The organism is Noviherbaspirillum sp. (assembly GCF_036846085.1).
GTDB lineage: Bacteria > Pseudomonadota > Gammaproteobacteria > Burkholderiales > Burkholderiaceae_D > Noviherbaspirillum.
The window spans coordinates 1-11,754 of the sequence record NZ_DAIUCO010000007.1; the positions used below are offsets into that span (position 1 = coordinate 1).

An 11,754-nucleotide genomic window follows, 5' to 3' on the forward strand; every position below is an offset into this window, starting at 1 on the left:
GATCAAGCGCTTCGAGCAGATCGTCGGCCGGCCGCTTTATGTATCGGTCAACGTGAGTCCCCGCCAGTTCAGGAATGACCAGTTCCTGGACATCATGGATGAGGCGATTAAGTTGTCCGGAGTCGAAGGCGGGCAACTCCTGCTCGAAATCACCGAAGGCATACTCATGTCCGACCCGGAACATGCGGAAACGTTGCTCAATGCAATGGCCGCACGCAATGTGCGCATTGCCATCGACGATTTCGGCACCGGCTACTCATCGCTCGCCTACCTGAAACGATTCCCGATTGCCACCTTGAAAATCGACCGGGCATTCATCAAGGATCTGCCTGCTTCGGTCAAGGATGTCGCCATTTGCAACGTGGTGCTGAGCCTCGCCAGCCACCTCAATCTGAGCACCGTCGCGGAGGGCGTCGAGAGCGAAGAGCAATTCCACTTTCTGGCCCAGAATGGTTGCGGCCTGATCCAGGGTTACCTTACCGGGCGGCCCCTGCTTCCTGAAGATGTTGTCGAAGTACTTAAAGCAGAGCCGGCTCCGGCCGCGCAATAGCGAGATGAACGTATGAATTCACAAATAGTCGAGCCGGTCAGCGCCGCCAAAACGATGGAATTGTTATGGTCGCGTGTCCGCCAGCGAGGCGACCTGCCCGGTTTTTCCAAGGTGGTGGGCGCCATCATCGGCGCAATGCGCGGCGACGACGACCGTGAGTTCAACATGACCAAGACGGTTCTGTCCGATCCGGCATTGACGCAGCGGGTTCTGCGCCTGGCCAACAGTGCGATGTACTCGGTGTTCGGGCAGGGTATCAACACCGTCTCCAAGGCCGTGATCGTGCTCGGCACGGAGGCAATCGGCCACCTGGCGCTCGGTTTGAAGCTCATCGACGGCCTGTCGACAGCATCGTCCGACTCGGCGGATGCCCGCAAGGAAATGGAAAAGGCGGTGCTCGCCGGCCATATCGCGCGACAGCTCGCGGCCACCGCAAGCACGCGTGATGCCGAGGAAGCCGTGGTTTGCTCCATGCTGCATTCGCTCGGACGCATGATGGTGGCGTTCTATCTGTCGGATCGCTGGCAGCAGATACGGCAGCGCCGGATGTCCGCCGGCATCAGCGAGGAGCAGGCGAGCCGCGATGTATTGGGAATGGAAGTGGATGAAGTCGGCCGACTCGCGGCGCAACATTGGGGATTGCCGGCCGGCCTCATCAGCAGCCTGCAAAGTTTTCCCCCAAGGCCAGTGGGGGAGCCGCTGGACCATACCGATTGGCTTGCCGCCATTTCGACCCTGTCATCGCGTTGCGCAACCCTGCTGTGCGACGGCGACACCGACGACGCGGAGCAATTGATCGAGTTCGCCAGCAGCTATGCCGAAATGCTGGGACTGGAAATTTCCCAGGTGCTGGCGGCGGTGGAGGCCGCGCAAAAAACCGCGGCCGACGAGGACTCGGTGGTCATCCGTCCGCTCAGGCGCACGGCTATCAGCGACAAGTCGTCCGCAAAGCCAGCAGCCGGCAAACCTGCTGATGCGCTGATCACACTAGCCCGCGGCGTGTCGGATATGCGTGGCGCGATGCGCAGTCTCAGCATCGGCCAATTGATGACCATGGCACTGGAAACCGTGCATCAGGGGCTGGGATTCAACCATACAGTCGCATTCTTGCGTAACCAGGAGCAGGCTCAGTATGGCGCCAGGATGGGGTTCGGCGACGGTGTCCAGGAGCTGTTGCCCAAACTGGCGTTCGAAGACGCTTACCAGCCCGATGTGTTTCATGCCGCACTGGCCAACGACAGGATGATTTTTGTCGAAAACGCGCAGGCACCGGCCTTCGTTAATAAGATTCCCCGCTGGTGGAAGGAAGCCTTGCCGGCGGCGCGCAGTTTCGTTGTACTGCCGCTCACCGTGAACCGGCAGCCGGTGGGATTTCTCTATGGCGATTGGGATCTTTCTGCCTCGACCGCGAAAATCGAACCGGCGGAAATCATTCATCTGAACGAACTCAGGGCCATCATCGTTCTGGCAATCGAGCAGCGAAGGCAAGCCGAGCCATCCTGGGCCCGACGGATGCAGTGACCAACGCTTAGACGACGCTTCTTCCCATGGCGGCAATCGTCGCCGCTATTTCTCCTGTTGAAAAAGCAGCCATCTCCGGCCTACCGCTGAAGATGGCTGCTTTGCTGCTGCGATCCCTGTTGATTCCGGTCAAAAATATAATTATGTAAATATTTGTAAATCTTCATTAAAATCGACTCCAACAAAAACGTAACAAAATACTAATAATCGTTGGAGGGAGAAATGCAGGAAATCATCTTCTTGGGTATGACGGTATTGGTCGCAAGCCTGGTCTGGTTTGCATTCAAGCTTCCGGCCACTCCGCGTTTTCGCAGCAAACCGATGCTGGCCGGCCCGTACCTGGAATTCTTTCAAACGCTGCGTTCGGCTCTTCCCGACTATGATGTTTTCCCCCAGGTTGCCTTATCCGCGCTGGTTGACCCGGTTGGCGGGCCGAAGGGGCGGCGCTTCGCGCTCGATTGTATGAATAGCCGGCGCGCCGGCTATGCCGTGTTCGATCAGGATATGCAACTCGTCGCAATCGTCGAACTGAGCCACCGGTCTCGGGCGACGCGCAAGGAGACAGCACTGGACGCCTGTCTTGCCAGGGCAGGCATCAAGACGCTTCGTTTCTATTCCACGCAAATGCCGTCGGAAACGGTTATCCGAAATGCCGTCGATGCGCAACGTTCGAAGATCGTGAACCGCCCGGTTAAACGCACCTTTATGCATATTCCCGCAGAGCGCGGGCGTCTCCGTCAGGCGGCGTGGCCGGACACAGTCAACGCACGGATGTAAAGCCCGCAAACTTCAAATTGGGGTCAGAGCACATTAAATCTATAATGGATGTTGGTTCAAGCTTAGTTCCAACACCATGGCGCGACTTCCCCGACTAGTCATTCCTCATCAGCCTCACCATGTCATTCAGCGTGGCAACGACAGGCAAATAATCTTTCATGCCCCTGAAGATTACGAAGTGTTCTTGCGCTGGATGCGGGAAGCAGCAAGGCAGTTCCATGTACTCATCCACGCATATGTCCTGATGCCTAATCACCTGCATCTTTTGGCAACGCCGGCAGATGACACCGGACTCGCTCGCATGATGCAATGGATAGGGCGATACTACGTCCCATACTTCAACCGCAAATACTTGCGCAGTGGAACCTTGTGGGAAGGTCGCTACAAAGCAACTGTCATCGACTCGGAACGATATTTCATGGTCTGCAGCTGCTACATTGAGCTCAATCCGGTACGCGCTAGCCTCGTCACCATGCCGGACGAATACCCATGGTCAAGCTATATGCACCATATTGGTGCAAAGGTTGATCCCATTATTACTGACCACGCGCTTTATTGGTCTCTTGGAAATACTCCATTCGAACGCGAAGCGGCATACAAGAGCTTGGTTGAGCAAGGAATCACTATCGGCGAAACCCAGGCACTGACGGAAGCGACGCAAAAAGGATGGGCGCTAGGATCGCCAAAATTCAAGCTGCAACTTGAAAAGACAGCGAGTCGCCGAGTGGGTCCAATGAAACGTGGGCGACCGAAAAAGGCTTTGCAAACAGCCAATGCCAGCAAGGATGACTCTGTCCCTATTTAAATTGGTGCAAAAATTCAGGAATAATAAAATAACTCTGACCCCATTTTATTTTTATTGAACTATATTTTGCAGTGCACTATGCTTCGGAATCAACATATTCTGCAGCGGAGAACACTTATGCACGCGCAAGGTCTATACGACCCATCCAACGAACATGACGCTTGCGGCGTCGGTTTTATCGCCCATATCAAGGGCAAGAAGAGTCATTCCATCGTCGAGCAGGGATTGCTGATCCTGAAGAACCTCGACCACCGCGGCGCGGTGGGTGCCGACAAGCTGATGGGCGACGGTGCCGGCATTCTGATCCAGATTCCAGACCAGTATTACCGCGAAGAAATGGCGAAGCAGGGTGTCAACCTGCCACCGCCGGGCGAATATGGTGTCGGCATGGTGTTTCTCCCGAAGGAGAACGCTTCCCGCATCGCATGCGAGCAGGAAATCGAGCGCGCGGTCACGGCGGAAGGCCAGGTTGTCCTCGGCTGGCGTGACGTGCCTGTGGATGTCGACATGCCGATGTCGCCGACCGTGCGCGATAAAGAGCCGGTTATCCGCCAGATTTTCATCGGCCGGGGCCCGGACATCATGGTGACGGATGCCCTCGAGCGCAAGTTGTATGTGATCCGCAAATCGTCCGGTCATGCGATCCAGGCCCTGAATCTCATCCACGGCAAGGAATTTTTCGTGCCGTCGATGTCCGCCCGTACCGTGGTGTACAAGGGCCTGCTGCTGGCGGACCAGGTCGGCGTGTATTACCGCGACCTGCAGGATGCGCGATGCGTTTCCGCGTTGGCGCTCGTTCACCAGCGATTCTCGACCAATACGTTCCCGGAGTGGCCGCTGGCCCACCCGTACCGCCTGATTGCCCATAACGGTGAGATCAATACCGTCAAAGGCAACTTCAACTGGATGCGCGCGCGTGAAGGCGTGATGAAATCCGCCGTGCTCGGCGAAGACCTGCAGAAGCTGTTCCCCTTGATTTATGAAGGCCAGTCGGACACAGCCTGCTTCGATAACGCGCTCGAATTGCTCGTGATGGCCGGCTACCCGGTGGCGCAGGCAATGATGATGATGATTCCGGAAGCATGGGAAAACCATACGCTGATGGATGACAACCGCCGCGCCTTCTATGAGTACCATGCCGCGATGATGGAGCCGTGGGACGGTCCCGCCGCGATGGCCTTCACCGACGGCCGCCATATCGGCGGCACGCTGGATCGCAACGGCCTGCGTCCGGCGCGTTACATCGTCACCGACGATGACCTCGTCGTGATGGCGTCCGAGTCCGGCGTGCTGCCGATTCCCGAGTCAAAAATCATCAAGAAATGGCGTTTGCAGCCGGGAAAGATGTTCCTGATCGACCTCGATGCCGGCCGCATCATCGACGACAAGGAATTGAAGGATACCTACGCCAATGCCAAGCCGTACAAGCAATGGATCGAATCGGTCCGCATCAAGCTCGACGAACTGAAAGCCGAGCCGGTCGCGGCCCTGCCGAGCATTTCGCTGCTCGATCGTCAGCAGGCGTTTGGTTATACGCAGGAAGACCTCAAGTTCCTGATGTCGCCGATGGCCGTGCTGGCCGAGGAGGCAACCGGCTCCATGGGCAATGACTCGCCGCTGGCGGTCATGTCGAACAAGAACAAGACGCTGTACCACTACTTCAAGCAGTTGTTCGCGCAAGTGACCAATCCGCCGATCGACCCGATCCGCGAAGCGATGGTGATGTCGCTGGTTTCCTTCATCGGCCCGAAACCGAACCTGCTGGACACCAATAACATCAACCCGCCGATGCGACTGGAAGTCGCGCAGCCGATCCTCGACTATGCCGACATGGCCAAGCTGCGCAACATCAGCGCACACACCGGCGGCAAGTTCAAGTCGCATGAGCTGAACATCTGCTATCCGGTTGCATGGGGCAAGGAAGGCATCGAGGCCCGCCTTGCATCGCTGTGCGCAAAGGCAGTCGACGCGGTGAAATCCGGCCACAACATCCTGATCATCTCGGACCGCAAGCTGGACGCCGAACAGGTCGCCATCCCGGCATTGCTGGCAACATCCGCGATTCACCTGCATCTCGTCAGCAAGGGCCTGCGCACGTCCACCGGCCTGGTGGTCGAAACCGGTTCCGCCCGCGAGACGCACCACTTCGCCCTGCTGGCCGGCTATGGCGCGGAAGCCATCCATCCATACCTCGCGATGGAAACGCTGACCGAGATGGCCAAGGGCCTGACCGGCGACCTGTCGCCTGAAAAAGCGATCTACAACTTCCAGAAAGCGGTCGGCAAGGGCCTGATGAAGGTGATGTCCAAGATGGGCATCTCGACCTACATGTCGTATTGCGGCGCACAGATCTTCGAAGCCATCGGCCTGAACAAGGCGCTGGTCGACAAGTACTTCAAGGGCACCGCATCGAACGTGGAAGGCATCGGCGTGTTCGAAGTCGCGGAAGAGGCGCTGCGCCTGCACAAGCTCGCCTTCAGCAACGACCCGGTTCTTGCCAATGCACTCGACGCCGGCGGCGAGTACGCCTATCGCGTCCGCGGCGAAGATCACATGTGGACCCCGGATGCAATTGCAAAACTGCAGCATTCGACACGCTCCAACAACTTCAATACCTACAAGGAATACGCGCAGATCATCAATGACCAGTCGAAGCGTCACATGACGCTGCGCGGTCTGTTCGAATTCCGCATCGATCCGTCGAAAGCGATCCCGCTGGATGAAGTCGAATCGGCCAAGGAAATCGTCAAGCGTTTCGCCACTGGCGCCATGTCGCTCGGCTCCATCTCGACCGAGGCCCATGCCACGCTCGCGATCGCGATGAACCGCATCGGCGGCAAATCGAATACCGGCGAGGGCGGCGAGGACGAGAACCGTTATCGCATGGAGCTGAAGGGCATTCCGATCAAGAAGGGCGAAACGCTGGCCACGGTGATCGGCAAGGACCGTATCGAAGTCGACATGCCGCTGCTCGAAGGCGATTCCCTGCGCTCGAAGATCAAGCAGGTCGCCTCGGGCCGTTTCGGCGTCACCACCGAATACCTGACGTCGGCCGACCAGATCCAGATCAAGATGGCGCAGGGCGCGAAGCCGGGCGAGGGCGGTCAGCTTCCGGGGCACAAGGTCTCCGAGTACATCGCGAAGCTGCGTTTCTCGGTGCCGGGCGTGGGCCTCATCTCCCCGCCGCCGCACCACGACATCTATTCGATCGAAGACCTGGCGCAGCTCATCCACGATTTGAAAAACGCCAATCCGCGCGCATCGATCTCGGTCAAGCTGGTGTCGGAAGTTGGCGTCGGCACGGTTGCCGCCGGCGTGGCAAAAGCCAAGTCGGATCACGTCGTCATCGCCGGCCATGACGGCGGCACCGGCGCGTCGCCGCTGTCATCCGTCAAGCATGCCGGCACGCCGTGGGAACTCGGCCTGGCCGAAACGCAGCAGACACTGGTCCTCAACCGCCTGCGCAGCCGCATCCGCGTACAGGCCGACGGCCAGATCAAGACTGGTCGCGACGTCGTGATCGCCGCGTTGCTCGGCGCCGATGAAGTCGGTTTTGCCACCGCGCCGCTGGTCGTGGAAGGCTGCATCATGATGCGCAAGTGCCACCTGAATACCTGTCCGGTCGGCGTTGCGACCCAGGACCCGGTGCTGCGGGCGAAATTCCAGGGCAAACCGGAACACGTGGTGAACTACTTCTTCTTCGTCGCTGAAGAAGCGCGCCAGATCATGGCACAGCTCGGCATCCGCAGCTTCAATGAACTGATCGGCCGCGTCGACTTGCTGGATAAATCCAAAGCCATCTCGCACTGGAAGGCGAAGGGCCTGGACTTCACCCGGATTTTCCATCAGCCCGACATGCCGGCCTCCGAGCCGCGTTACCAGGTGGAAGAGCAGGATCATGGCCTCGAGAAAGCGCTCGATCACAAGTTGATCGCCCAGGCCAGGGCCGCATTGGAAAAAGGCGAGAAGGTTTCATTCATCTCCCCGGTGAAGAACGTCAACCGCACCGTCGGCACGATGCTCTCCGGCGAAGTGGCGAAGAAGTACGGCCACGAAGGCTTGCCCGATGACACCATCCATATCCAGATGCACGGCACTGCGGGCCAGTCGGCCGGCGCTTTCCTTGCACACGGCATCACGATCGACCTCGTGGGCGAGGGCAATGACTATGTCGGCAAGGGATTGTCGGGCGGCCGCATCATCGTGCGCCCGAACACCGAGTTCCGCGGCTGGGCGGTCGACAACATTATCGTCGGCAATACCGTACTGTATGGCGCGATCGCCGGTGAAGCTTTCTTCAACGGCGTTGCCGGTGAACGTTTCGCGGTACGTAACTCCGGCGCCACCGCGGTGGTCGAAGGGACCGGCGATCATGGTTGCGAATACATGACCGGCGGCACAGTCGTCGTCCTTGGCACAACCGGCCGCAACTTCGCAGCCGGCATGTCGGGCGGTATCGCGTATGTCTACGATCCGGACGGCGACTTCGCCAACAAGTGCAATATGGCGATGGTGGCGCTCGACCCGGTTCTGGCAAGTGCCGACCAGGAAGCGAAAGTGAACCGCGCCATCTGGCACAGCGCCAAGCGCAATGGCGACGCGCAGACCGATGAAGCGATCCTCAAGGGCTTGATCGAACGTCACTTCAAGTACACCGGCAGCACCCGTGCCCGCAACCTGCTCGACGACTGGAGCAATGCGCGCGGCAAGTTCGTGAAAGTCTTCCCGACCGAGTACAAGCGGGCGCTTGGCGAGTTGAACGCGGCGGCAAAGGCAAGCGAAAAAGTTGCGGCCTGATCGAAAGCCGGATTAAACGACAAGGCAGGGCGGGCGAGGCGTCCGTCCTGCAAAGAAAAATATTGAAGGAACATCATGGGAAAAGTAACCGGTTTTCTGGAATTTCAGCGCCTGCAAGAAGCGAGTGAAGCGCCCGAGTTGCGCAAGAAGCATTACAAGGAGTTCGTGGTCCACCTCAGCGATGCGGAGGCGAAGGTCCAGGGCGCGCGTTGCATGGATTGCGGCATCCCTTTCTGCAACAGCGGCTGCCCGGTCAACAACATCATTCCGGATTGGAACGATCTGGTCTACAACGGCAACTACAAGGAAGCGCTGGACAACGCGCACTCCACCAACAACTTTCCCGAATTCACCGGCAAGGTCTGCCCGGCGCCGTGCGAGGCTGCCTGCACCTTGGCCTTCAACGACAAGGCGGTCGGCATCAAGTCGATCGAGCACTTCATCGCCGCCAAGGGCTGGGAAAACGGCTGGATCGTGCCACAGCCGCCGGCCGTGAAGACCGGCAAGAAAGTCGCTATCGTCGGCTCGGGCCCCGCAGGCCTCGCAGCGGCACAGCAATTGGCGCGCGTCGGCCACGATGTCACCGTGTTTGAAAAGAACGACCGGATTGGCGGCTTGCTGCGTTACGGTATTCCCGACTTCAAGATGGAAAAGTCGCATATCGACCGCCGCGTCGAGCAGATGAAAGCAGAAGGTGTGACTTTCCGTACCGGCGTGCTGGTGGGCAAGGACTTCCCTGCCAATATCACCAACTGGGCGAAGGAAACCATCTCCGTCGAGCAGATCAACAAGGAATTCGATGCAGTGGTCATCGCCGGCGGTGCGGAAGTGCCGCGTGACCTGCCGGTGCCGGGACGTGAGCTCAAGGGCGTACACTTCGCGATGGAATTCCTGCCGCAGCAGAACAAGGTCAATGCCGGCGACAAGGTGAAGGACCAGATCATGGCCACCGGCAAGCATGTGGTCGTGATCGGCGGCGGCGATACCGGATCCGACTGCGTCGGCACTTCCAATCGCCACGGCGCCGCTTCGGTCGCGCAATTCGAATTGTTGCCGCAGCCTCCGGAAACCGAAAACAAGCCGCTGGTATGGCCCTACTGGCCGACGAAGCTTCGCACCTCGTCTTCCCATGAAGAGGGATGCGAGCGCGATTGGGCGGTCGCGACCAAGCGCCTGGAAGGCAAGAACGGCAAGGTGGAAAAGCTGATCGGTGCCCGTGTCGAATGGAAGGATGGCAAGATGCAGGAAGTGCCGAACTCCGAATTCGAAATGAAGGCCGACCTGGTGCTGCTGGCGATGGGCTTCGTGTCACCGGTGCAAACCGTGCTGGATGCGTTCGGCATCGACAAGGACGCACGCGGCAATGCCAAGGCGACAACCGACGGTGACGGCTGCTACAAAACGTCGGTAGCAAAAGTGTTTGCTGCCGGCGACATGCGCCGTGGCCAGTCGCTCGTCGTGTGGGCGATTCGTGAGGGCCGCCAGTGCGCGCGGGCAGTCGATGAGTTCCTGATGGGAAGCAGCGTCCTGCCTCGCTGATGCGATGGCCTGATGGTTAAAAGGCTAAGTAAGAAGCAGTAAAAGGCGCTTGGGGCGGGAGTCACATCCTGCCCCAAGTCGCGTATGGCCGGAATATGATTGCCGGTTCTGCACTATAATCTGACTTTTGAGTCAGATATATTCGCTGTGCCCAATCTCGTCGAAATCCGCAATCTCCATTTCTCCTATGGTGCACGTCCGATCCTGTCGGGCCTGCAGATGGACTTCCCGCGCGGCAAGGTGGTTGCGGTCATGGGGGGATCGGGTTCGGGCAAGACGACGATTCTCCGGCTGATCGGCGGACAGCTCCGCCAGCAATCCGGCACGGTCAACGTCGACGGCCAGATGGTGCAAAACCTGGGCAACAAGGAGTTATACGGGTTGCGGCGCAAGATGGGCATGCTCTTCCAGCACGGCGCGTTGTTCACCGACCTGACTGTATTCGAAAACGTTGCCTTTCCGCTGCGTGAGCACACCGATTTGCCGGAAGAAATGCTTCGCGACATGGTGTTGATGAAGCTGCATGCGGTCGGCTTGCGCAACGCAGCGCAGCTTAAACCGTCGGAAATTTCCGGCGGCATGGCCAGGCGGGTTGCGCTGGCCAGGGCGATTGCGCTCGATCCGCAATTGATCATGTATGACGAGCCGTTTGCGGGCCTGGACCCGATATCGATGGGCGTGACGGCTAATATCATCCGGCGGCTCAATGATGTGCTCGGCTCCACCTCGATCCTGGTGTCGCACGACGTGAATGAATCGTTTTCCATCGCCGATTATGTGTATTTCCTGTCGCAGGGCAAAATCGTCGCCCACGGTACGCCGGCGGAAATGCGCGGTTCCAGCGACCCCTATGTGAAGCAATTCGTGAATGCGGAACCGGACGGACCGGTACCTTTTCATCAGCCCGGCAAGTCGCTGGCGGAAGACCTCGGATTGGATGGACGATGATCGTCAACACCATTTCCAACCTCGGCCGCTGGGTGCGCGAATCCGTTTCCGGGATCGGTTTTGCAACCCGCACGTTCTTTACGCTGGTCGGCTCGTCAGGCGGCTTGCTGCGGCGTCTGCGGCTGGTGACGGACCAGATTCATTTCATCGGTAATTATTCGCTCGTCATCATCGCCGTGTCAGGCCTCTTCGTCGGCTTTGTGCTGGGACTGCAAGGGTATTACACCCTGAACAAATACGGTTCCGAGCAGGCCTTGGGCCTGCTGGTCGCATTGTCGTTGACCCGGGAACTGGGGCCGGTCGTGACCGCGCTGCTGTTCGCGGGACGGGCCGGCACGTCGCTGACCGCGGAAATCGGCTTGATGAAAGCAGGAGAGCAGTTATCCGCCATGGAAATGATGGCGATCGATCCGATGCAGCGTATCATCGCGCCGCGTTTCTGGGCTGGCGTGATCGCCATGCCGATCCTGGCGGCGATCTTCAGCGCGGTGGGTATTCTCGGCGGTTACATTGTCGGCGTCAGAATGATCGGTGTGGACGAAGGCGCATTCTGGTCGCAGATGCAGGCCGGCGTTGATGTCTGGAACGATATCGTGAACGGTGTATTGAAAAGCGTGGTGTTTGGATTTGCAGTCACTTTCATTGCCTTGTATCAAGGCTATGAGGCGAAGCCGACACCTGAAGGCGTTGCCAGGGCGACTACCCGAACGGTCGTGATCGCATCGCTCAGCGTCTTGTGGCTCGATTTCCTGTTGACGGCGCTCATGTTCAACTGACATTGCCGCCGGAACGCAGCGGGATGGGGTAGTGTGTTTTG

The 11,754-nt window shown here is 58.8% G+C and carries 9 protein-coding genes; all 9 read left to right on the plus strand.

What is annotated here, in order from left to right; genetic code table 11:
- Positions 1-550, plus strand: a 550-nt coding sequence (locus V7080_RS01560; protein ID WP_334186637.1) for an EAL domain-containing protein, incomplete at its 5' end; no start/stop codon positions are given.
- Positions 551-562: 12 nt separating this feature from the next.
- Positions 563-2,071 (plus strand): HDOD domain-containing protein, encoded by a 1,509-nt coding sequence (locus V7080_RS01565; RefSeq protein ID WP_334186638.1) that lies wholly within the window; start codon positions 563-565, stop codon positions 2,069-2,071.
- 26 nt (positions 2,072-2,097) lie between these two features.
- On the plus strand, positions 2,098-2,220 hold the full coding sequence (locus tag V7080_RS01570; RefSeq protein ID WP_334186639.1) for a hypothetical protein: 123 nt from the start codon (positions 2,098-2,100) through the stop codon (positions 2,218-2,220).
- A 73-nt stretch (positions 2,221-2,293) separates the two neighbouring features.
- Positions 2,294-2,848, plus strand: coding sequence for a DUF2726 domain-containing protein (locus V7080_RS01575; protein WP_334186640.1), 555 nt, complete (start codon positions 2,294-2,296; stop codon positions 2,846-2,848).
- A gap of 76 nt (positions 2,849-2,924) precedes the next feature.
- A complete protein-coding gene (locus tag V7080_RS01580) occupies positions 2,925-3,653 on the plus strand; it encodes a transposase (protein ID WP_334186641.1) in 729 nt (242 codons plus the stop codon).
- A 117-nt stretch (positions 3,654-3,770) separates the two neighbouring features.
- Complete coding sequence (locus V7080_RS01585) at positions 3,771-8,450, plus strand: glutamate synthase-related protein (RefSeq protein ID WP_334186642.1); 4,680 nt, start codon at positions 3,771-3,773, stop codon at positions 8,448-8,450.
- A gap of 75 nt (positions 8,451-8,525) precedes the next feature.
- Positions 8,526-9,989: a glutamate synthase subunit beta gene (locus V7080_RS01590; protein ID WP_334186643.1), complete on the plus strand. Its 1,464-nt coding sequence runs from the start codon at positions 8,526-8,528 to the stop codon at positions 9,987-9,989.
- Between the two features lie 147 nt (positions 9,990-10,136).
- A complete protein-coding gene (locus V7080_RS01595; RefSeq protein ID WP_334186644.1) occupies positions 10,137-10,937 on the plus strand; it encodes an ABC transporter ATP-binding protein in 801 nt (266 codons plus the stop codon).
- Entirely contained in the window at positions 10,934-11,713 is a 780-nt protein-coding gene (gene mlaE / locus V7080_RS01600; protein WP_334186645.1) for a lipid asymmetry maintenance ABC transporter permease subunit MlaE, read from the plus strand. Before V7080_RS01595 ends, mlaE begins: the two co-directional genes overlap by 4 nt.
- Positions 11,714-11,754: the final 41 nt, after the last annotated feature.